Raw genomic sequence first — 23,130 nt, 5'->3', positions numbered from 1 at the left:
AAAACGCTGTCAACCACCTTTTTTGCCACCAGCTGGCTTTCAGCCTACCAGGAGAAGCGATAGCTTCTACTTAAAGACAAAACCCCTACCTGCATGCGCAGATAGGGGTTTTGCGAAATGAATCTTGACGATGACCTACTCTCACATGGGGAAACCCCACACTACCATCGGCGATGCATCGTTTCACTACTGAGTTCGGGATGGGATCAGGTGGTTCCAATGCTCTATGGTCGTCAAGAAATTCTGTAGCCAGAATGTCCAGATGGACAGCCCAGCGAATTCGGATATGTGATATTTGTGGTTCGTTGCGAACTTTCGGTTCGTATCATCTTCACCACCACAATTTGGCTTCGTGCGCAAATTGCTTGGGTGTTATATGGTCAAGCCTCACGGGCAATTAGTATTGGTTAGCTCAACGCCTCACAGCGCTTACACACCCAACCTATCAACGTCGTAGTCTTCGACGGCCCTTTAGGGGATTCAAGATCCCAGTGAGATCTCATCTTGAGGCAAGTTTCCCGCTTAGATGCTTTCAGCGGTTATCTCTTCCGAACATAGCTACCCGGCAATGCCACTGGCGTGACAACCGGAACACCAGAGGTTCGTCCACTCCGGTCCTCTCGTACTAGGAGCAGCCCCTCTCAAATCTCAAACGTCCACGGCAGATAGGGACCGAACTGTCTCACGACGTTCTAAACCCAGCTCGCGTACCACTTTAAATGGCGAACAGCCATACCCTTGGGACCGGCTTCAGCCCCAGGATGTGATGAGCCGACATCGAGGTGCCAAACACCGCCGTCGATATGAACTCTTGGGCGGTATCAGCCTGTTATCCCCGGAGTACCTTTTATCCGTTGAGCGATGGCCCTTCCATACAGAACCACCGGATCACTAAGACCTACTTTCGTACCTGCTCGACGTGTTTGTCTCGCAGTCAAGCGCGCTTTTGCCTTTATACTCTACGACCGATTTCCGACCGGTCTGAGCGCACCTTCGTACTCCTCCGTTACTCTTTGGGAGGAGACCGCCCCAGTCAAACTACCCACCATACACTGTCCTCGATCCGGATAACGGACCTGAGTTAGAACCTCAAAGTTGCCAGGGTGGTATTTCAAGGATGGCTCCATGAGAACTGGCGTCCCCACTTCAAAGCCTCCCACCTATCCTACACAAGCAAATTCAAAGTCCAGTGCAAAGCTATAGTAAAGGTTCACGGGGTCTTTCCGTCTAGCCGCGGATACACTGCATCTTCACAGCGATTTCAATTTCACTGAGTCTCGGGTGGAGACAGCGCCGCCATCGTTACGCCATTCGTGCAGGTCGGAACTTACCCGACAAGGAATTTCGCTACCTTAGGACCGTTATAGTTACGGCCGCCGTTTACCGGGGCTTCGATCAAGAGCTTCGCTTGCGCTAACCCCATCAATTAACCTTCCGGCACCGGGCAGGCGTCACACCCTATACGTCCACTTTCGTGTTTGCAGAGTGCTGTGTTTTTAATAAACAGTCGCAGCGGCCTGGTATCTTCGACCGGCATGGGCTTACGGAGCAAGTCCTTGACCCTCGCCGGCGCACCTTCTCCCGAAGTTACGGTGCCATTTTGCCTAGTTCCTTCACCCGAGTTCTCTCAAGCGCCTTGGTATTCTCTACCTAACCACCTGTGTCGGTTTGGGGTACGGTTCCCAGTTATCTGAAGCTTAGGAGCTTTTCTTGGAAGCATGGTATCAACCACTTCGTCGCCTAAAGGCAACTCGTCATCAGCTCTCGGCCTTAGAATCCCGGATTTGCCTAAGATTCCAGCCTACCACCTTAAACCTGGACAACCAACGCCAGGCTGGCCTAACCTTCTCCGTCCCTCCATCGCAATAACTGGAAGTACAGGAATATTAACCTGTTTTCCATCGACTACGCTTTTCAGCCTCGCCTTAGGGACCGACTAACCCTGCGTCGATTAACGTTGCGCAGGAAACCTTGGTCTTTCGGCGTGCGAGTTTTTCACTCGCATTGTCGTTACTCATGTCAGCATTCGCACTTCTGATACCTCCAGCAAGCTTCTCAACTCACCTTCACAGGCTTACAGAACGCTCCTCTACCGCATCATCATAAGATGATACCCGTAGCTTCGGTGCATGGTTTGAGCCCCGTTACATCTTCCGCGCAGGCCGACTCGACTAGTGAGCTATTACGCTTTCTTTAAAGGGTGGCTGCTTCTAAGCCAACCTCCTAGCTGTCTAAGCCTTCCCACATCGTTTCCCACTTAACCATGACTTTGGGACCTTAGCTGACGGTCTGGGTTGTTTCCCTTTTCACGACGGACGTTAGCACCCGCCGTGTGTCTCCCATGCTCGGCACTTGTAGGTATTCGGAGTTTGCATCGGTTTGGTAAGTCGGGATGACCCCCTAGCCGAAACAGTGCTCTACCCCCTACAGTGATACATGAGGCGCTACCTAAATAGCTTTCGAGGAGAACCAGCTATCTCCGAGCTTGATTAGCCTTTCACTCCGATCCACAGGTCATCCGCTAACTTTTCAACGGTAGTCGGTTCGGTCCTCCAGTCAGTGTTACCTAACCTTCAACCTGCCCATGGATAGATCGCCCGGTTTCGGGTCTATACCCAGCGACTAAACGCCCTATTAAGACTCGCTTTCGCTACGCCTCCCCTATTCGGTTAAGCTCGCCACTGAATATAAGTCGCTGACCCATTATACAAAAGGTACGCAGTCACCTAACAAAGTAGGCTCCCACTGCTTGTACGCATACGGTTTCAGGATCTATTTCACTCCCCTCTCCGGGGTTCTTTTCGCCTTTCCCTCACGGTACTAGTTCACTATCGGTCAGTCAGTAGTATTTAGCCTTGGAGGATGGTCCCCCCATATTCAGACAAAGTTTCTCGTGCTCCGTCCTACTCGATTTCATTGATAAGAGATTTTCGTGTACGGGGCTATCACCCACTATGGCCGCACTTTCCAGAGCGTTCCACTAATCTCAAACCAACTTAAGGGCTGGTCCCCGTTCGCTCGCCACTACTAAGGGAATCTCGGTTGATTTCTTTTCCTCAGGGTACTTAGATGTTTCAGTTCCCCTGGTTCGCCTCTTGCACCTATGTATTCAGTACAAGATACTCAGCTTATGCTGAGTGGGTTCCCCCATTCAGAGATCTCTGGATCACAGTCTGTTTGCCGACTCCCCAAAGCTTATCGCAGGCTACCACGTCTTTCATCGCCTCTGACTGCCAAGGCATCCACCGTATGCGCTTCTTCACTTGACCATATAACCCCAAGCAATCTGGTTATACTGTGAAGACGACATTCGCCGAAAATTCGCACGTCGCTCTTTCGAGCAGAACTCACAAATTTTACCTTAGCCTGATCCACCAGCAGTGAAACTGGTGTTCAGTCTATTTCTATCACATATCCGAATTTTTAAAGAACGATCTGACAAAAGCCAGAAATCAACATTCGAAGCGAATGCTCATTTCTGAGTTTGATCAAGCAGTACAGCGTAAGTGGTGGAGCCAAGCGGGATCGAACCGCTGACCTCCTGCGTGCAAGGCAGGCGCTCTCCCAGCTGAGCTATGGCCCCGCATATTGGTAGGTCTGGGCAGATTTGAACTGCCGACCTCACCCTTATCAGGGGTGCGCTCTAACCAACTGAGCTACAGACCTATATAGGGTCTTGATCGTCTTCAACTTCTTGAATCAAGCAATTCGTGTGGGTGCTCATCAGCAGGCTGATGTCGTCGATTAAGGAGGTGATCCAGCCGCAGGTTCCCCTACGGCTACCTTGTTACGACTTCACCCCAGTCATGAATCACACCGTGGTAACCGTCCTCCCGAAGGTTAGACTAGCTACTTCTGGTGCAACCCACTCCCATGGTGTGACGGGCGGTGTGTACAAGGCCCGGGAACGTATTCACCGCGACATTCTGATTCGCGATTACTAGCGATTCCGACTTCACGCAGTCGAGTTGCAGACTGCGATCCGGACTACGATCGGTTTTGTGAGATTAGCTCCACCTCGCGGCTTGGCAACCCTCTGTACCGACCATTGTAGCACGTGTGTAGCCCAGGCCGTAAGGGCCATGATGACTTGACGTCATCCCCACCTTCCTCCGGTTTGTCACCGGCAGTCTCCTTAGAGTGCCCACCATTACGTGCTGGTAACTAAGGACAAGGGTTGCGCTCGTTACGGGACTTAACCCAACATCTCACGACACGAGCTGACGACAGCCATGCAGCACCTGTGTCAGAGTTCCCGAAGGCACCAATCCATCTCTGGAAAGTTCTCTGCATGTCAAGGCCTGGTAAGGTTCTTCGCGTTGCTTCGAATTAAACCACATGCTCCACCGCTTGTGCGGGCCCCCGTCAATTCATTTGAGTTTTAACCTTGCGGCCGTACTCCCCAGGCGGTCAACTTAATGCGTTAGCTGCGCCACTAAAATCTCAAGGATTCCAACGGCTAGTTGACATCGTTTACGGCGTGGACTACCAGGGTATCTAATCCTGTTTGCTCCCCACGCTTTCGCACCTCAGTGTCAGTATCAGTCCAGGTGGTCGCCTTCGCCACTGGTGTTCCTTCCTATATCTACGCATTTCACCGCTACACAGGAAATTCCACCACCCTCTACCGTACTCTAGCTTGCCAGTTTTGGATGCAGTTCCCAGGTTGAGCCCGGGGCTTTCACATCCAACTTAACAAACCACCTACGCGCGCTTTACGCCCAGTAATTCCGATTAACGCTTGCACCCTCTGTATTACCGCGGCTGCTGGCACAGAGTTAGCCGGTGCTTATTCTGTCGGTAACGTCAAAACAGCAAGGTATTAGCTTACTGCCCTTCCTCCCAACTTAAAGTGCTTTACAATCCGAAGACCTTCTTCACACACGCGGCATGGCTGGATCAGGCTTTCGCCCATTGTCCAATATTCCCCACTGCTGCCTCCCGTAGGAGTCTGGACCGTGTCTCAGTTCCAGTGTGACTGATCATCCTCTCAGACCAGTTACGGATCGTCGCCTTGGTGAGCCATTACCCCACCAACTAGCTAATCCGACCTAGGCTCATCTGATAGCGCAAGGCCCGAAGGTCCCCTGCTTTCTCCCGTAGGACGTATGCGGTATTAGCGTTCCTTTCGAAACGTTGTCCCCCACTACCAGGCAGATTCCTAGGCATTACTCACCCGTCCGCCGCTGAATCGAAGAGCAAGCTCTTCTCATCCGCTCGACTTGCATGTGTTAGGCCTGCCGCCAGCGTTCAATCTGAGCCATGATCAAACTCTTCAGTTCAATACTGCTTGGGTTTTTAAGAAACCCTAAACTTGGCTCAGCAATCTCAAATGACTATGTGATTTCTCGCATGGTCACTTGTGATGCTGATAATCTTTTTGACTATCAGTCCATACTCACAAGCACCCACACGAATTGCTTGATTCAATTTGTTAAAGAGCGTTTGGTTAAGAGCTTTTCGTCTCAACCGAGGCGCGCATTCTACGCTTTCCTCAGAGCCTGTCAAGCGTTTATTTTGAAGTTTTTCGCGAGAAACTCGTTTAGCTTCAAACACTTGGCTCGCTGCGATCTCTCGTAGCGGGAGGCGAATCATACAGCGTTTAGCAACGCTGTCAACCATCATCTCAACCGCTTTCGATCATTCGATCGTAGCCCTTTCAGCTTCTTCTGAACTACTTAACTCGTTGAATTTCAAGGAGTTTGTCGTTCCGTTGTCGCTGGAAGTGGGGCGCATTATAAGGGGATTCGAAGGCCCGTCAACCTTTAATTTCAAGAAACCTTAATATCGCCGAAAAGCAAAGCGGGGAGGCCTGACGGCCTCCCCGCTTTTCATCAAAATCACCCGCCTTTAAAGCACACCGGCGCTGCGTAGCCGTTGCACTTCATCGGCATCTAGCCCCAACACATCCGCCAGCACCACCTCGGTATGCTCACCCAATAGCGGCGGCGCCCGGCGATACTCCACCGGCGTTTCCGACAACCGTATAGGGCTCGCTACTTGCGGCACACTCCCCGCCAACGGATGCGCAATACTTACTGCCAGCCCACGCGCCAACACCTGGGGATCCTGGAACATCTGCGCCAGGTCGTTGATCGGCCCGCACGGGACCCCTGCAGCCTCCAATTGGCTCACCCATTCGGCCGTGGTCTTGAACACCGTGGCCTGGCGAATGAGCGGAATCAGCTCAGCCCGGTTGGTTACCCGGAGCTTGTTGGTAATGAAACGCGGATCGTCCGCCCATTGCGGCTGCCCAGCGACTTCAGCGAACTTGCGGAACTGGCTGTCGTTGCCCACGGTAAGAATGAAATCGCCATCCGCTGTCGGAAAGTCCTGGTAAGGCACGATATTAGGATGCGCATTGCCCAGGCGACGAGGCGGGCGCCCTGTGGTCAGGTAGTTCATTGCCTGGTTCGCCAGGCAGGCGACTTGCACATCGAGCAATGCCATGTCGACATGCTGGCCCACCCCAGCCTGCTCCCGATGAGCAAGGGCAGCGAGGATTGCTACTGTGGAATACAACCCGGTAAGGATGTCGGTTAGCGCCACCCCCACCTTAACCGGCCCCGCCCCATCTTCACCCTCCGGGCGGCCGGTCAGGCTCATCAACCCACCCAACCCCTGGATCATGAAGTCATAACCCGCGCGCTTGGCATAAGGCCCGGTCTGGCCAAACCCCGTTATGGAACAATAGATAAGCTGAGGGTTGATCGCCTGCAGGCTTTGGTAGTCCAGGCCATAGGCAGCCAGCCCACCCACCTTGAAGTTCTCGATGACGATATCTGACTTGGCCGCCAGCTCACGCACCAGGCGCTGCCCCTCGGGCAGGGTGAAATCTATGGTCACCGAGCGCTTGTTGCGGTTGGCGGACAGGTAATAGGCCGCCTCACTGGTGTTCTCGCCCTCGGCATCCTTGAGGAAAGGCGGCCCCCACGAGCGTGTATCGTCTCCACTTCCAGGGCGCTCGACCTTGATTACATCAGCACCAAGGTCAGCGAGGATCTGGCCCGACCACGGGCCAGCCAATACGCGCGAAAGGTCAAGCACCCGCAGATGTGATAGCGCGCCCATGGGCTGGCTCCTTATTAATAGAAGGCCTGGATACCGGTTTGCGCACGCCCAAGGATCAGTGCATGCACATCGTGGGTACCTTCATAGGTGTTGACCACCTCAAGGTTGACCAGGTGACGGGCGACACCGAACTCGTCGGAGATGCCGTTACCACCCAGCATGTCACGCGCCATACGGGCGATATCGAGCGCCTTGCCGCAAGAGTTGCGCTTCATGATCGAAGTAATCTCCACCGCAGCCGTGCCCTCGTCCTTCATCCGCCCCAGGCGCAGGCAACCCTGCAGCGCCAGGGTGATTTCGGTCTGCATGTCGGCCAGCTTTTTCTGAATCAGCTGGTTGGCAGCCAGCGGGCGGCCGAACTGCTGACGGTCCAAGGTGTACTGACGCGCGGTGTGCCAACAGGCCTCAGCGGCACCCAGCGCACCCCAAGAGATGCCATAGCGGGCCGAGTTCAGGCAGGTGAAAGGGCCCTTGAGACCACGCACATCCGGGAAGATGTTCTCCTCTGGCACGAACACGTTATCCATGACGATTTCGCCGGTAATCGAGGCGCGCAGGCCAACTTTGCCATGGATTGCCGGGGCACTGAGGCCTTCCCAGCCCTTTTCCAGGACGAAGCCGCGGATATCGCCAGCATCATCCTTGGCCCAGACCACGAACACATCGGCGATTGGACTGTTGGTAATCCACATCTTGCTGCCAGTCAGGCGGTAGCCACCGTCGACCTTCCTAGCGCGCGTGATCATCGAGCCCGGGTCCGAGCCGTAGTTGGGTTCGGTCAGACCAAAGCAACCGATCCACTCGCCACTGGCGAGCTTGGGTAGGTACTTCTGCTTTTGTGCCTCGGTGCCAAATTCGTTGATCGGCACCATTACCAGCGACGATTGCACGCTCATCATCGAGCGGTAACCCGAGTCGATGCGTTCTACCTCACGCGCTATGAGGCCATAGCACACATAGTTAAGGCCACTGCCACCGTATTGCTCAGGAATGGTGGCACCCAGCAGGCCGATTTCACCCATTTCACGGAAGATCGCCGGGTCGGTTTGCTCATGGCGGAAGGCCTCGAGCACGCGCGGTGCCAACTTGTCCTGGGCGAACTGATAAGCGCTGTCACGCACCATGCGCTCTTCTTCAGTGAGCTGCTGATCAAGCAGCAGTGGGTCGATCCAGTTGAAGCTTGCTTTACCGGCCATGAGCGAAATCCTCGAAATAGGGGGCAGTTTCTTGTGCCTTTGAGCCTAGGCCTGATCAGCCGCCGGGACAAACGAGGATTGCGCACCAATTAGTGATAATTTGTCACTTCGTAAATCGGCAAAACGCCATATTGACAGCCTTACGAGTGAGGTTGACGTACATGCGCCGCAAGATCCCCAGTACCGCCGCCCTGGTCTGCTTTGAAGCGGCGGCGCGCAACGAGAGCTTTACCAAGGCCGCTCAGGAGCTGGCCCTCACCCAAGGTGCCGTTTGTCGGCAGATAGGTGGCCTTGAGGCCTTCCTTAATGTGGAACTGTTCCGCCGTTCGCGGCGGGGCGTGAAGCTGACTGAGGCAGGCCTTTCCTACAGCCGTCAGGTTGCCGCCCAACTGGACGCGGTAGAGCGTGACACCTTGTCGGTGATGCGCCAACAGGGCGCCAACGTGATCGAACTGGCCGTGGTGCCTACTTTCGGCACCCAATGGCTACTGCCACGCCTCAAGGACTTTCAGCAGCGCCACCCCGAGGTCACAGTCAACCTCACCAACCGCACCCGGCCCTTCCTGTTTGCCGACACCACCTTCGATGCCGCCATCTACTTCGGCGACGCCGATTGGTCCGGCACCCAGTCGCACCGGCTGATGGGCGAGAACCCGGTACCGGTATGCAGCCCAACCCTGCTGGGCGGCCAAGGTATGCTAGATGCGCAGTGCATTGCGCAACTGCCGCTGCTGCAGCAGAGCACGCGCCCCTATGCCTGGCGGCAATGGTTCGGCAGCGTCGGTATGAATGTAGAGGGCGACATGACAGGCCCGCGATATGAACTATTCTCGATGCTCGCCCAGGCGGCCATGCATGAGATGGGCATCGCCTTGATCCCACCGTTCCTGATCCAGCGCGAGTTGGAAGAGGGTAGGTTAGTGGTCGCTAACAGATACGCCCTGAGGAGCGACAAGGCCTACTATCTGATGATTCCGGAGCGCAAGGTGGAATCGGCATCACTGCGCGCCTTCCGCGACTGGCTGTTAAGCCAGGCCCAGGCGTACACAGCAAAAACGTAAGCAAACGCGACAAATTGACCTCGTAGTCAATTATTTTGAACACCTACAGATATATGTATTTGTCGCATTTACGTAAACTGTTATGCCCGCCTGAAAAAGCCCGTTAACCCTGCTCACTACGCGGCTTTGCGGGTGATTTTGCGACATTCACAAAGTCATCAGCGAATTGATCGCAATTTTTTTGTTTTTTTCTCCTAGTCTGCCAATAGCCCATGGTTGACGGGCTGCAGTCGGACCGTTGCGACATACGGTCACAGGGTGACTTGTAGTTTTGACTTAGTTTCGCTCCAGAACCTGTTGAAGGCCTCTGGGTTCGTCTGCAAAATGCTTCCCCCGCCCAGGATTCGGCGGGTCGGCGCTCCACAGCCGCCCCAGTGCACCACCCGCAGTGTGCTGGCTTTTACAAAACAAAAGGTCACCGCAGGAGAAATAGTCGTGCACATTGGTGTTCCTCTCGAGACGCAGACCGGTGAGACAAGGGTCGCAGCGACCCCAGAAACCATCAAGAAACTGATTGGCCAGGGTCATCAGGTCACCGTCCAACGGGGGGCAGGGCTCAACGCCAGCATTCCGGACAGTGCCTATGAGGCCGTGGGTGCTTCCCTGGGGAGTGCAGCCGATGCCTATGGCGCCCAATTGGTCCTCAAAGTGGTCGCTCCCAGTGACCAGGAACTGGCCCTGATAAACAGTGGCAGCCTCCTGGTGGGCATGCTCAACCCCTTCAACAGCGAGCTGATTGGCAAGATGGCCGAACGCGGCATTACCGCTTTCGCCCTGGAAGCCGCACCGCGCACCTCACGGGCACAGAGCCTGGACGTATTGTCGTCCCAGGCCAACATCGCCGGCTACAAGGCGGTGTTACTGGCTGCTCATCACTATCCACGCTTCATGCCGATGCTGATGACCGCTGCCGGTACCGTTAAGGCCGCGCGCGTGCTGATCCTGGGGGCGGGTGTTGCCGGCCTGCAGGCCATCGCCACGGCCAAGCGCCTGGGTGCGGTGATCGAGGCATCCGATGTACGCCCGGCCGTAAAGGAGCAGATTGAATCGTTGGGTGCCAAGTTTCTCGACGTGCCCTTCGAAACCGATGAGGAACGCGAGTGCGCCGAAGGCGTCGGCGGTTACGCCCGACCGATGCCGGCCAGCTGGATGCAGCGCCAGGCTCAGGCCGTACACGAGCGAGCCAAGCAGGCGGATATCGTTATCACCACCGCACTGATCCCGGGGCGCAAGGCGCCGACCCTGCTCAGCGCCGAAACCGTGGCGCAGATGAAGCCCGGCTCGGTGGTCATCGACCTCGCCGCCGCCCAGGGCGGCAACTGCCCGCTGACCGTTGCCGACCAGGTGGTGCAGGAGAACGGCGTGATCATCGTCGGCCCGACCAACCTACCGGCCCAGGTGGGTGCTGACGCCTCGGCACTGTATGCACGCAACCTGCTGGACTTCATGAAGCTGCTGTTCGACAAAGACGGCGCGCTGGTCATCAACCTCGAAGACGACATTGTCGCGGCCTGCCTTATGTGCCGTGATGGCCAAATCGTCCGCAACAACGGCTAAGGAGCACGACAATGGAAGACATGCTGATTTCCCATGGCATCTACAACCTGATCATCTTCGTGCTGGCGATCTATGTGGGTTACCACGTGGTGTGGAACGTCACCCCGGCGCTGCACACCCCGTTGATGGCAGTTACCAACGCCATCTCGGCAATCGTCATCGTCGGCGCCATGCTGGCAGCTGCCCTGACCGTTACCCCGGCCGGCAAGTTGATGGGTACCCTCGCCGTGGCCCTGGCCGCAGTCAATGTGTTCGGTGGCTTCCTGGTCACCCGCCGCATGCTTGAGATGTTCAAGAAGAAAACCAAGAACGAGGCGCAGAAGTAAGTATGAGCATGAATCTGGTAACGCTCCTCTACCTCGTCGCCTCGGTGTGCTTCATCCAGGCGCTCAAGGGCCTGTCGCACCCGACCACCTCGCGGCGCGGCAACCTGTTCGGCATGATCGGCATGGGGCTCGCCATCCTCACCACGGTTGGCCTCATTTATAAGCTCGGGGCTGAGCTTGCTACCGCTGGCATCGGCTATGTCATCGTCGGCCTGCTGGTCGGCGGCACCGCCGGGTCGATTATGGCCAAGCGCGTCGAGATGACCAAGATGCCGGAGTTGGTCGCTTTCATGCACAGCATGATCGGCCTGGCGGCGGTGTTCATTGCCATCGCCGCCGTGCTGGAGCCACAATCGATGGGCATCGTTGCCGCTATCAGCGACCCGATCCCCACCGGCAACCGGCTGGAGCTGTTCCTTGGCGCGGCCATCGGTGCCATTACCTTCTCCGGTTCGGTAATTGCCTTTGGCAAGCTGTCGGGCAAGTACAAGTTCCGCCTGTTCCAAGGCGCACCGGTACAGTTCCCCGGCCAGCACAAGCTGAACCTGATCCTGGGCCTGACCACCATCGCCCTCGGCCTGCTGTTCACCTTCACCGGCCATTACAGTGCTTTCACCCTGATGCTGGTTTTGGCCTTTATCATGGGCGTACTGATCATTATTCCGATCGGGGGTGCTGACATGCCGGTGGTGGTGTCGATGCTCAACAGCTATTCGGGCTGGGCAGCGGCCGGTATCGGCTTCTCGCTGAACAACTCGATGCTGATCATCGCCGGCTCCTTGGTGGGTTCGTCCGGTGCCATCCTCTCGTACATCATGTGCAAGGCGATGAACCGCTCGTTCTTCAACGTCATCCTCGGTGGTTTCGGCGGTGATACCGATGCCGGCGCGGCGCAAGGGACGCAGGAGCAGCGCCCGGTGAAGTCCGGCTCGGCCGACGATGCCACCTTCCTGCTCAGCAATGCCGACAGCGTGATCATCGTCCCGGGCTACGGCCTGGCGGTGGCCCGCGCCCAGCACGCGCTGAAGGAACTGACCGAAAAGCTGACCCACAGCGGCGTCACCGTCAAGTACGCGATCCACCCAGTGGCAGGCCGTATGCCGGGGCACATGAACGTGCTGCTGGCAGAGGCAGAAGTGCCGTACGATCAGGTGTTCGAGATGGAAGACATCAACGCCGAGTTCGGCCAGGCTGACGTGGTGCTGGTACTGGGCGCCAACGACGTGGTCAACCCGGCGGCGAAGAACGACCCCAAGTCGCCGATCGCCGGCATGCCGATCCTCGAAGCGTTCAAGGCCAAGACCATCATCGTCAACAAGCGCTCCATGGCCAGCGGTTATGCCGGCCTGGACAACGAGCTGTTCTACCTCGACAAGACCATGATGGTGTTCGGCGACGCCAAGAAGGTCATCGAAGACATGGTGAAGGCGGTAGAGTGACAACGGCCGCTGCAAACCAGCTGCTATAAAGAAGGCCCCGGTCAGAATCTGCCGGGGCTTTTCTTTTATTGATCCGGATCAACGGCTCTACTCCCGGGCTTCTCATACGACCATGGTCGTGGGACGGCAAGGGGCGAAGTCTCTAGACTGCGCTGCAGTAGTTTCAGTAGCCCGAGATAACAATCCATGTACCGTGATCGTATCCGCTTGTCCTCCCTGCACAGCAAGGTAATGAGTGCGGCTGATGCCGCTGGTCTGATCGAGGACGGCATGACCGTCGGCATGAGCGGTTTCACCCGCGCCGGCGAAGCCAAGGCCGTACCGCATGCACTGGCCGAACGTGCCAAGCAGTCGCCACTGAAAATCAGCCTGATGACTGGCGCCAGCCTGGGCAATGACCTGGACAAGCAACTGACCGAGGCCGGCGTGCTGGCTCGCCGCATGCCGTTCCAGGTCGACAGCACCCTGCGCAAAGCCATCAACGACGGCAAGGTGATGTTCATCGACCAACACCTGTCGGAAACCGTCGAGCAACTGCGCAACCAGCAGCTGAAGCTGCCGGACATCGCGGTCATCGAAGCCGTGGCCATCACCGAGCAAGGCCACATCGTGCCCACGACTTCGGTGGGCAACTCGGCCAGCTTCGCGATTTTCGCCAAGCAGGTGATTGTCGAGATCAACCTCTCGCACAATACCAACCTCGAAGGCCTGCACGACATCTACATCCCGACTTACCGCCCGACCCGCACGCCAATCCCGCTGGTCAAGGTGGATGACCGTATCGGTAGCACCGCTATCCCGATCGACCCAGCCAAAATCGTCGGTATCGTTATCAGCGACCAGCCGGACTCGCCGTCCACTGTTCTGCCGCCAGATGACGAGACCCAGGGTATCGCCGACCACCTGATTAACTTCCTCAAGCAGGAAGTCGACGCTGGCCGCATGACCAACAAGCTCGGCCCGCTGCAGGCTGGTATCGGCAGCATCGCCAACGCGGTGATGTGTGGCCTGATCGAGTCGCCGTTCGAAGACCTGACCATGTACTCCGAAGTGCTGCAGGACTCCACCTTCGACCTGATCGACGCCGGCAAGCTGAGCTTCGCCTCGGGCAGCTCGATCACCTTATCGACCCGCCGCAACGCCGACGTGTTCGGCAACCTGGAGCGCTACAAGGACAAGCTGGTCCTGCGCCCGCAAGAAATTTCCAACCACCCGGAAGTGGTACGTCGCCTGGGCATCATCGGTATCAACACTGCACTGGAGTTCGATATCTACGGTAACGTCAACTCCACCCACGTCTGCGGCACCAAGATGATGAACGGCATCGGTGGCTCGGGTGACTTTGCCCGTAACGCTCACCTCGCTGTGTTCGTCACCAAGTCGATTGCCAAGGGTGGCGCGATTTCCAGTGTGGTACCGATGGTCAGCCACGTCGACCACACCGAGCATGACGTGGACATCCTGGTTACCGAGCAAGGCCTGGCCGACTTGCGTGGCCTGGCACCGCGCGAACGGGCCCGGGCGATCATCGACAATTGTGTGCACCCAGACTACCGCGCTGCGCTGAACGACTACTTCGAGCGTGCCTGCCAGCGCGGCGGTCACACCCCGCACATCCTGCGTGAAGCACTGAGCTGGCACGAAAACCTGGAAGAAACCGGGCGTATGCTGGTGGGCTGATCCCATCGTGGTTCGGAACAGTGGCCCTGCTTCCACTGTTCCGCTCTTGATTTCTCTATCGTGAAATCCTGGGCCGCTGTGCGGCCCTGCTGCGACACACGGCCGCGTCTACACCATTGTGTTGCACAGCCAAGCCGGCACGATTAAAAACTGTTCTACTGTACTGGTATTTTTACCTTTCAACGGCGTAGCAAACTCAACCTTAAGCTCAAAACGCACCATATCTGTGCAGACCAGTACAGTTATGCCTATTTCGAGTGCAACAGTAGGGTTACACAGTTAACTGAGCCATCGTCTTTCCACCAAACTGTATCTACTGTTCTGGACGACAGAGGAGGATCATTGGCATCAGTTAAATCACTACCTAATCCCGCCATAAGCGGAAGGATGAAACATCATGGAACGTACCCTCAGTTCCGGTCTGGTTTTTGAAAGCAACACCCAGCAATCCCACGCTTCGATGCCGCTGCGCGCCCTGTCCACCCTGCTGCTGTGGCAGCGCCGTATGGCTAGCCGCCGTCAATTGGCTCGCCTGGACGCCCGCCTGCTGGCCGACGCCGGTATCAGTGAGTCGCAGCGTTACGAAGAGCTGAGCAAGCCGTTCTGGCGCTAAGCTCCGTATTGCCGGCTTTGGCCGGCACCGCGAATTCCTAAAACCCGTTGCAGGTGACTGCAGCGGGTTTTTTGTTTCTAGGCCGCATGCTAGAGCCTCTTACTGGTCGACATGTACAGTTTAATAAATTTCAAAAAACACCAGTACAATTCCTGCCGACACGTCGTCAGCGTTCAAGAACCCCGGTGCGTGATACGCTTGGCTCGGCAGTTTGGTAAAACCCGCTGTTAAAAGTACCGCGACGAGTTGTGCAAGCGTCCGATAAAGCAGAACAACCCGACCCTAGCCCAGGAGTTCATGATCATGTCCCGTAAATACCTTCTTGGCGCCGCCATGATGCTGAGCCTGGCCGGCACCGCAAACGCCACCAGCTTCGTTGTCACCACTGACGCCGTCGTTGGCGCGGTGGCCGCGTCCACTGATGCCACTTCCGATATTTCCTCTTCGTTCCGTGACGACAAGATCGTCCAGGCCGCCCGTGACGACGCCGCCAGTTTCGTTGGCAGCCAAGGCGACATCCGCGGTGCCAAGCTGGAGAGCGCTTTCCTGCACATCCGCTCGCAAATGCCAGCCCTGCAAGCCAGCGACGCACAACTGGCCCAGGCCATCCTGGCACTCTGACGCCGGTTGACCCTTTCGGCTGTGTTGGTCACCACCAGCACAGCCGTACCTACCATTGCCGCCCACGTTTCCAGCTTTTGTAGAGCCCATGCGTTATCTGTTGCCGCTGCTGTTCTCCCTCGTTGGCATGGCCAACGTCCATGCCATGGATACCACCACGCAAAGCCTGGTCATCACTGGCTATGTCACCAGCCAAGTCACCAGCGCACCGTTTGACCGTAAACTGGTCCACCAGGCCCGCGACGATGCCGCTGCCTTCGTCGCCAGCGACGGTCAGATCCGCGGTGCGCGGTTGGAGGCTGCGTTGGAATCATTACGCCACAATTGCGCACGGCACACCGTCGGCGACCTGGAACTGGCGCAGGCAATTCTCGTCCAATAACTACACCCGACTCCCTGTATTTTTCGGAGATGCTCCATGCGTAAACCGCTGATTGCCGCTACCCTCGGCATGTTGCTGCTGGCCGACCTGGCCCAGGCACAAACCCTGGTGGCCACCAGCAACATCATCGTGCGTGCCTTTGGCCGCTCGATCGATTTCACCTCTGACACCACCACTTCAATCCGCGATTCGAAAGTAGTGCGCGAAGCCCACGACGACGCCGCCAGCTTCGTCGCCAGCAACGGTGACATCCGCGGCGCCCAACTTGAGGCAGCCTTCAACACCCTGCGCGAGCGTGTACCGCAAGCACGGGACGCCAGCGACCAAGTATTGGCCGAAGCCATCCTCGCGCTGTGAATCGCGTGCGCGCCTGGCTGCTCGGCTGCGCCCTGACGCTGCTCGGCACGCCCGCCTTGGCCGACCTGCAGCTTGAGCTGCAGGCGTCCGGCCTTGATCCGCAACAGGCCCAAGCCAGCCAGACTCTGCTTGATGAAGCGCTGGGCAAATTGCCCCCTCGCTTCAAGCAACAGCTAAACCGCCGCGTGCAGGTCAGCTGGAGCGACAACATGCCGGTCGATGCCTATGGCCAGGCATCGCTGGTGTCCACCCTGGAGCTCAACCGCCGCTTGCTGCCCAGCCTCACCGATGGCAGCGCCGCCACCCAGCGCACCAACCGCCCGCATGGCACGGTGCGTGAAGAGCTGCTGGCGACCGTATTGCACGAGCTCACCCACATCTACGACCGCGCCCGCCTGTGGTCTAGCGCCGAACACACACTGATCGCCCGCTGCAAGCGCCAGCAAGGCACGTTGGGCAAGGTCGGCCTGCCCGAGGCATGCCGCGGCCAGGCCGAGCGCCGCTTTACCCTCAGTGACGACCCACGCTTGCTCGACCTGGCTGGCTGGCAGCAGTACGTGGGCCGACGTGGCGAGCGTGAGCAGCACAACGGCCAATTCGTGCGCAGCCCCGACAGCTATGAACTGAGCAGCCCCAAAGAGTACATCGCGGTCAACATGGAGTATTTCCTCCTCGACCCGAGCTACGGCTGCCGCCGCCCGTCGCTCAACCAGTACCTGCGCGAGCACTTCGGCTGGGCACCGCAACAGGACACCTGTGCCAAGGGCCTGCCATTCATCAACGCTGGCAGCGACTTCGCCCGCCTGCCGCTGGGTGAAATCGACCCTGAGCGGGTCTATGAAGTGGACTACCTGCTAGCCGAAGCCAACCAGAACCTGGTCAGCCGCTGGGGCCACAGCATGCTGCGCCTGGTAATCTGCAAGCCGGGCCGCCCACGCGGGCCCGACTGTCGCCTGGACCTCGACCAGAGCCTGGTGCTGTCGTACCGCGCCTTCGTCAACGATGTGCAGCTTTCGAGCTGGGACGGCTTGGTCGGTGCCTACCCCTCGCGACTGTTCGTGCTGCCGCTGGGCCAGGTCATCGATGAATACACCAAGACCGAACTGCGTAGCCTGGCCTCGGTGCCGTTGCGGCTCAACCGCGACGAGATCGAAAACCTGGTGCGCCAGGCCGCCGAAATGCACTGGAGCTACGACGGCAACTACTGGTTCCTATCGAACAATTGCGCGGTGGAGTCGTTGAAACTGCTGCGCAGCGGCACCGCCAACCCACGCCTGAACGACCTCGACAGCATCATGCCCAATGGCTTGCTGGCGGTGCTCAAGGGTAGGGGGCTGGCCGACACCAGCGTGCTCGACGACCCACGCGAGGCTCTGCGCCTGGGCTATCGATTCGATTCTTACCGTGACCGCTACCAGGCCATGTTCGACGTGTTGCGAAAACAACTGCCGATCAAACAGGCCAAGGTCGAAGACTGGCTGGCCCTGAATGCCGAGCAGCGCCGTGGCTGGTTTGCCAAAGCCGACCTGCGCACCAGCGCCGCCTTGCTGCTGCTCGAACAGGCCAGCTTGCGCCAGCAATTGCTGCTGGCTCAGGACGAGGTCAAGCAACGCTACCTGAATGCCGCAGCGCTGAATGATGGCAGCGTCAGCAAGGCCGATGCGACCCTCAAGCAAATGCTCGCCAATAGCGGCTTCCTCAGCCGCCCGGCAGAGTTGCTCGATGCCAAGGGTTACGGGCTGCCGCAGCCGCAGGAGCGCAAGCACCTGGAGCAAGTCAGCAGCGAGCGGCAGGCGCAGCTGCTGCGCCTGAGCACAACCTTGGACAAAGAGGTGAGGGCGCTGCTGGAGCCGTCGCGGGCCAAGGAAATTGCCGCGGTTGAGGCCAATGTGAAGCAGATTGGCGAACATTTACGAGCGCTGCACAAGGCCGCCGGTGGCCTGCAACTGTGATGTTTGCCATGCCGGTCTCTTCGCGGGTAAACCCGCTCCCACAGGATTTACACAGCACCTGAGAGCGGCGCCGTACCCTTTAGGAGCGGGTTTACCCGCGAAAGGGCCAGCACAGACAACACAAGGCCTACAGTTTCTCCTCAGCCTCCGAAGGCAAGTGCTCATCCAGATGCAACCACGGCAACCGGCTACCCACCCAGATATGCCGGTTGGCCCGCACCCGCTCTGGATGGTCCAGCGTAGCCACCGTCACATCCACCGTCTCCGGGCTATGCGTGGTCACCAGCGCCACATGCGCCCCGCATTGCCCGCAGAAGTAGCGGCTGCAACTGGCCGGCGCCACATAGCAGTTCGGCTCCCCGGCCAGCCACCGAAACCCTGAACGGGGCAGGGTGAGCCAGGTCACCACCAGCCCGCCGCTGACCCGCCGGCAGATCGAACAATGGCAGTGGGCAATGTCCGTCAGGTCACCCTCCAAGCGATAACGTATAGCGCCGCAATGGCAGCCACCTTCGGTCACATTCTGCATCACCTACCTCCCGTCGCCTTTGCCTAAGCGAAAGCTGGCTGAAAGCTTACCGCCCTAGGATAGCCCCACTACCGGCACCAGACCGGTCAGCCAGGGCACCCGGTCAGCACCGCGCCCGGCCCAATCAACAACAACAATGGTGATTCTGATGTATTCCTGTGCCCGCCTTCCCGTAGTGCCCCTCCGCATGCTCCCTGCGCAGCGCCCAACGCGCTGATCCGCCCGAATCGACTTTTCCTTCGCCGCGCCACGCCTGGAGTATTGCCATGCTGACCTTCCTCGGCTTTGCCATGGTCATCACCTTTATGTACCTGATCATGACCAAGCGCCTATCGGCCTTGATCGCACTGATCCTGGTACCGATCCTGTTCGCCCTGTTCGGCGGTTTTTCCGCCAAGATCGGCCCCATGATGCTCGAAGGCATCAGCAAGCTCGCGCCTACCGGCGTGATGCTGATGTTCGCCATTCTGTACTTCGCCCTGATGATCGACTCCGGGCTGTTCGACCCAGCCGTGCGCAAGATCCTCAAGCTGGTCAAGGGCGACCCGCTGAAAGTTTCTGTCGGCACCGCAGTATTGGCCCTGGTGGTCTCACTCGACGGTGACGGCGCTACCACCTACATGATCTGCTGCGCCGCCATGCTGCCGATGTACAGCCGCCTCGGTATGAGCCCGCGGATTATGGCCGGTCTGATCATCCTCGCCGGCGGGGTGATGAACATGACCCCCTGGGGTGGCCCGACCGCTCGCGCCGCCAGCGCCCTGCATGTGGACCCGTCGGACATCTTCGTGCCGATGATCCCGGCCATGCTGTTCGGAGTGCTGGCGATCCTGGCCATCGCCTATATGTACGGCAAGCGCGAACGTGCCCGCCTGGGCGAACTGCATTTGCCCACCGACGATATCGACCACAGCGAAATCACCGTTTCGCAGTACCCGGATGCACGCCGGCCAAAACTGCTGTACTTCAACGGCGCCCTCACCGCCGCCCTGATGGTCGCCCTGATCGTCGGCGTGCTGCCGCTGCCGGTGCTGTTCATGATCGCCTTCAGCATCGCCATGATCGTCAACTACCCGTGCCTGCAGCAGCAAAAGGACCGCATCGCCGCCCACGCTGGCAGCGTGCTGGCTGTCACCGGGTTGATTTTCGCCGCTGGCATCTTCACCGGTATCCTGTCGGGCACCGGCATGGTCGACGCCATGTCCAAGAGCCTACTGTCGGTCATCCCCGATGCGCTGGGGCCCTATTTGGCAGTAATCACCGCCATCGTGAGCATGCCGTTCACCTTCTTCATGTCCAACGACGCGTTCTACTACGGTGTGCTGCCAGTATTGGCCGAAGCCGCCAGCCATTACGGTATCAGCCCGGTGGAAATGGCCCGTGCGTCGATCGTCGGCCAGCCGGTACACCTACTCAGCCCGTTGGTACCCTCCACCTACCTGCTGGTGGCCCTGGCCGGTATCGAGTTCGGCGATCATCAGCGCTTCACCTTGAAGTGGGCAGTACTGGTGTGCCTGTGCATAATGCTCGCCGCACTGCTGATGGGCATTTTCCCGCTGTTCAGTAGTCTTTAATAAACACGTATTAGCTACCGCGGCGCGCCCCTGATCGGGCGCGTCGCCTTTACCGCTCGAAGGAAAACACATGGAATGGCTGACCAGCCCGGAAATCTGGGTTGCCTTTTTTACCCTTACCGCGCTTGAGATCGTCCTCGGTATCGACAACATCATCATGATCTCGATCCTGGTCAGCCGCATGCCCAAGCACATGCAGCCGCGTACCCGGATCTTCGGCCTGGCCCTGGCCATGGTCACCCGCATCATGCTGCTGTTGTCGATCACCTGGGTCATGCGCCTTACCGCCGACTTGGTCGTGGTGTTCGGCCAAGGCATCTCTGGACGCGACCTGATCTTGTTCTTTGGCGGCCTGTTCCTGCTGTGGAAAAGCTCGCAAGAGATCTACCACGGCCTGGAAGGCGAGGACGAGAACGCGGATGAGCCGAAAGGCGCGGGTGGCAAGTTCTTCTACACCATCATCCAGATCGCCATCATCGACATCGTGTTCTCGCTGGACTCGGTAATCACTGCGGTAGGCATGGTTTCCCACGTACCGGTAATGATCGCCGCCATCGTCGTTGCCGTGCTGGTGATGATGCTGTGCGCCGGCGCCATCAGCAATTTCATCGACAAGCACCCGTCGCTGAAGATGCTCGCGCTGTCGTTCCTGATCGTGGTCGGTACCGTACTGATCGCCGAAGCCTTCGACGTGCATGTGCCAAAGGGCTACGTCTACTTCGCCATGGCCTTCTCGCTGGCGGTAGAGGCCATCAACATCCGCATGCGCACCGCCTTGGCGCGCAAGAACGGCAAAGAGCATGAGCCGGTGAAACTGCGCAAGGACATTCCGGGTCAATAAGATCAGGAAGTGCAGGACACAAAGGGCCCTTCGGGGCCCTTTTTCATGCCCGTATTGACGCTTACGCGGGCAAGCCTGCGGATAGGCCCGTACCGCAATCATTCATTTGCCCCGTGTTTCAAATAAATGGCAGGCATGCGAAGCTGGCGACAGCTACGTAAAACAACTAAAGCTTTGAGTGAGCACTGAAAATTCTTCAAACGCTCACGCTTCGTCTCTTGGCCCACTGGGCCAGTGCAACAGGGGGCCTTCGCCATGCTGACCCTGCTCAACCTGCTCTCGGCCGTGACGCTTCTGGTCTGGGGCACCCACATCGTGCGTACCGGCATTCTCCGGGTATTCGGCTCGGGCCTGCGGCGCATCATCAACCAGAACATGAATAAGCGTCCGCTGGCGTTTATCGCCGGTATTCTGGTCACGGCCATGGTACAGAGCAGCAACGCCACCGCCATGCTGGTCACATCGTTCGTCGGCCAAGGCTTGATGGCCATGACTCCGGCCCTGGCAATCATGCTCGGTGCCGACGTGGGCACCGCGCTGATGGCTCGGGTGCTGACCCTGGACCTGTCCTGGCTGTCGCCGCTGCTCATCTTCCTTGGCGTGATCTTTTTCCTCTCGCGCAAGCAGACACGTGCTGGCCAACTGGGCAGGGTAGGCATTGGGCTTGGCCTGATCATTCTGGCATTGGAGCTGATCGTGCAGGCAGCGACACCGATCACCCACGCCCAGGGGGTTAAAGTGCTGTTCGCCTCCCTCACCGGCGACATTATGCTCGATGCCTTGGTGGGTGCGCTGTTCGCCATGATTTCCTATTCCAGCCTGGCTGCCGTGCTGCTCACTGCGACGCTGGCCGGTGCCGAAGTGATCAGCCTGCCGGTGGCCATCGGCCTGGTGGTCGGCGCCAACATTGGTAGCGGGCTGCTGGCCTTCATCAGCACCAGCATGCAAAACGCCGCTGGGCGCCGAGTGGCCCTGGGCAGCCTGCTGTACAAGCTGATCGGCCTGCTACTGATCATCCCTGTGCTGCACCCGCTGGTGGCGTGGATGGACTCGCTAAGTTTCAGCCCGCAGGAACTGGTCATCGGCTTTCACCTGCTCTACAACACGCTTCGTTGCCTGATCATGCTGCCCACGGTCAAACCCATGGGCCGGTTGTGCAATAGCCTGCTGCCCGAGCGCGAGGCCAGTAATGGCCAGGTACGCCCGCGCCATCTCGACACCTCGGCACTGGAAACGCCCAGCCTGGCCCTGGCCAACGCCGCCCGCGAAACCCTGCGCCTGGGCGATATCGTCGACAGCCTGCTCGAAGCCATGCTCGGCGCCCTGCGCGGCACACACACCGCCTTGCCACAGCAAGTCCGCGCCTTGGGCGAGGACGCTGAAGCCTTGTACAGTGCAATCAAGTTGTACCTGGCGCAGATGTCGCGCGAAGACCTCAGCGAACAAGACAACCGCCGCTGGGCCGAAATCATCGAGTTGGCGATTAACCTCAAGTTGGCCTGCGACCTGATCGAACGCATGTTGCGCAAAGTCCAGCAGCAGAAAACCAGCCAGCGCCGGGAGTTTTCTCAAGTGGGCCTGGACGAGCTGACCGGCCTGCAAGAGCAGTTGCTGGCCAACTTGCGCCTTGGGCTGTCGGTATTCCTCAGTGCCGACCCAGAAAGCGCCCGCTTGCTGCTACGGGAAAAACGCCGCTTTCGCGCCCAGGAGCGGCGCCTTGCCCACGCCCATGTCAGCCGCCTGCAACGCAAGGTAGTACAAAGTATTGAGACCAGTTCGCTACACTTGGAGCTGATCGCCGACATGAAGCGTTTGAACTCTTTGTTCTGTAGCAGTGCCTATGTGGTACTGGGCGGCTCGGACACGGGCGGGCTGATGCTCGACAGCGTGCCGGACGAAGCCCGCCTGCCGTGATTTTGCCTACCTGAGGA

At 58.3% G+C, this 23,130-nt stretch carries 16 protein-coding genes, 2 tRNA genes and 3 rRNA genes; 13 read left to right on the top strand and 8 right to left on the bottom strand.

What is annotated here, in order from left to right:
- Positions 1–122 precede the first annotated feature (122 nt).
- From rrf to DV532_RS00580, 7 genes are all read right to left on the bottom strand, one after another.
- Positions 123–238: ribosomal RNA gene (gene rrf / locus DV532_RS00610) — 5S ribosomal RNA — on the bottom strand.
- Between the two features lie 138 nt (positions 239–376).
- A 23S ribosomal RNA gene (locus DV532_RS00605) occupies positions 377–3,269 on the bottom strand.
- A gap of 238 nt (positions 3,270–3,507) precedes the next feature.
- Positions 3,508–3,583, bottom strand: a tRNA-Ala gene (locus DV532_RS00600).
- Positions 3,584–3,589: 6 nt separating this feature from the next.
- Positions 3,590–3,666: transfer RNA gene (locus DV532_RS00595), tRNA-Ile, on the bottom strand.
- A 79-nt stretch (positions 3,667–3,745) separates the two neighbouring features.
- Positions 3,746–5,282: ribosomal RNA gene (locus DV532_RS00590) — 16S ribosomal RNA — on the bottom strand.
- Together the 16S, 23S and 5S rRNA genes with 2 tRNA genes alongside form the textbook arrangement of a ribosomal RNA operon.
- A 568-nt stretch (positions 5,283–5,850) precedes the next feature.
- A complete protein-coding gene (locus tag DV532_RS00585; RefSeq protein ID WP_056793642.1) occupies positions 5,851–7,071 on the bottom strand; it encodes a CaiB/BaiF CoA-transferase family protein in 1,221 nt (406 codons plus the stop codon).
- 14 nt (positions 7,072–7,085) lie between these two features.
- Positions 7,086–8,267: an acyl-CoA dehydrogenase gene (locus DV532_RS00580; RefSeq protein WP_056793643.1), complete on the bottom strand. Its 1,182-nt coding sequence runs from the start codon at positions 8,265–8,267 to the stop codon at positions 7,086–7,088.
- Positions 8,268–8,428: 161 nt separating this feature from the next.
- Here DV532_RS00580 and DV532_RS00575 point away from each other — a divergent pair, with 161 nt between their 5' ends.
- The 10 genes from DV532_RS00575 (at position 8,429) to DV532_RS00530 (ending at position 18,255) form a co-directional block, all read left to right on the top strand.
- Positions 8,429–9,328 carry a LysR family transcriptional regulator gene (locus DV532_RS00575; RefSeq protein ID WP_056793644.1) on the top strand — a complete coding sequence of 300 codons (900 nt, stop codon included), beginning with the start codon at positions 8,429–8,431 and terminating at the stop codon, positions 9,326–9,328.
- Positions 9,329–9,763: 435 nt separating this feature from the next.
- A complete protein-coding gene (locus DV532_RS00570) occupies positions 9,764–10,885 on the top strand; it encodes a Re/Si-specific NAD(P)(+) transhydrogenase subunit alpha (protein WP_056793646.1) in 1,122 nt (373 codons plus the stop codon).
- A gap of 11 nt (positions 10,886–10,896) precedes the next feature.
- Entirely contained in the window at positions 10,897–11,211 is a 315-nt protein-coding gene (locus DV532_RS00565; RefSeq protein WP_003256966.1) for an NAD(P) transhydrogenase subunit alpha, read from the top strand.
- 2 nt (positions 11,212–11,213) lie between these two features.
- Positions 11,214–12,650, top strand: a complete 1,437-nt coding sequence (locus DV532_RS00560) for an NAD(P)(+) transhydrogenase (Re/Si-specific) subunit beta (RefSeq protein ID WP_056793647.1) — start codon at positions 11,214–11,216, stop codon at positions 12,648–12,650.
- 186 nt (positions 12,651–12,836) lie between these two features.
- Positions 12,837–14,330 carry an acetyl-CoA hydrolase/transferase family protein gene (locus DV532_RS00555; RefSeq protein WP_056793648.1) on the top strand — a complete coding sequence of 498 codons (1,494 nt, stop codon included), beginning with the start codon at positions 12,837–12,839 and terminating at the stop codon, positions 14,328–14,330.
- A gap of 397 nt (positions 14,331–14,727) precedes the next feature.
- Complete coding sequence (locus tag DV532_RS00550; protein ID WP_056793649.1) at positions 14,728–14,943, top strand: DUF1127 domain-containing protein; 216 nt, start codon at positions 14,728–14,730, stop codon at positions 14,941–14,943.
- Between the two features lie 303 nt (positions 14,944–15,246).
- Entirely contained in the window at positions 15,247–15,564 is a 318-nt protein-coding gene (locus DV532_RS00545) for a DUF2388 domain-containing protein (protein ID WP_056796578.1), read from the top strand.
- An 88-nt stretch (positions 15,565–15,652) separates the two neighbouring features.
- Positions 15,653–15,946, top strand: a complete 294-nt coding sequence (locus DV532_RS00540) for a DUF2388 domain-containing protein (RefSeq protein ID WP_056793651.1) — start codon at positions 15,653–15,655, stop codon at positions 15,944–15,946.
- Between the two features lie 36 nt (positions 15,947–15,982).
- Entirely contained in the window at positions 15,983–16,303 is a 321-nt protein-coding gene (locus DV532_RS00535) for a DUF2388 domain-containing protein (protein WP_003256970.1), read from the top strand.
- Entirely contained in the window at positions 16,300–18,255 is a 1,956-nt protein-coding gene (locus DV532_RS00530) for a DUF4105 domain-containing protein (RefSeq protein ID WP_056793652.1), read from the top strand. The genes DV532_RS00535 and DV532_RS00530 overlap by 4 nt, the downstream gene beginning before the upstream one ends.
- Before the next feature lie 127 nt (positions 18,256–18,382).
- On the opposite strand, the gene DV532_RS00525 is transcribed toward DV532_RS00530, so the two are convergent.
- Positions 18,383–18,784 (bottom strand): GFA family protein, encoded by a 402-nt coding sequence (locus tag DV532_RS00525; protein WP_056793655.1) that lies wholly within the window; start codon positions 18,782–18,784, stop codon positions 18,383–18,385.
- A gap of 266 nt (positions 18,785–19,050) precedes the next feature.
- Between DV532_RS00525 and DV532_RS00520 the strand changes: the two genes are divergently transcribed.
- The 3 genes from DV532_RS00520 to DV532_RS00510 all read left to right on the top strand — a co-directional run bounded on the left by DV532_RS00520 (position 19,051) and on the right by DV532_RS00510 (position 23,113).
- A complete protein-coding gene (locus DV532_RS00520; protein ID WP_056793657.1) occupies positions 19,051–20,358 on the top strand; it encodes a CitMHS family transporter in 1,308 nt (435 codons plus the stop codon).
- A gap of 70 nt (positions 20,359–20,428) precedes the next feature.
- Complete coding sequence (locus tag DV532_RS00515) at positions 20,429–21,199, top strand: TerC family protein (RefSeq protein ID WP_056793659.1); 771 nt, start codon at positions 20,429–20,431, stop codon at positions 21,197–21,199.
- A 255-nt stretch (positions 21,200–21,454) separates the two neighbouring features.
- A complete protein-coding gene (locus DV532_RS00510) occupies positions 21,455–23,113 on the top strand; it encodes a Na/Pi cotransporter family protein (RefSeq protein WP_056793661.1) in 1,659 nt (552 codons plus the stop codon).
- The last annotated feature ends 17 nt before the right edge of the window (positions 23,114–23,130 follow it).

This window comes from Pseudomonas sp. Leaf58 (assembly GCF_003627215.1).
GTDB lineage: Bacteria > Pseudomonadota > Gammaproteobacteria > Pseudomonadales > Pseudomonadaceae > Aquipseudomonas.
Note: the sequence above shows the minus strand (reverse complement) of the source record. Positions and strands in the feature narration are given on the sequence as shown.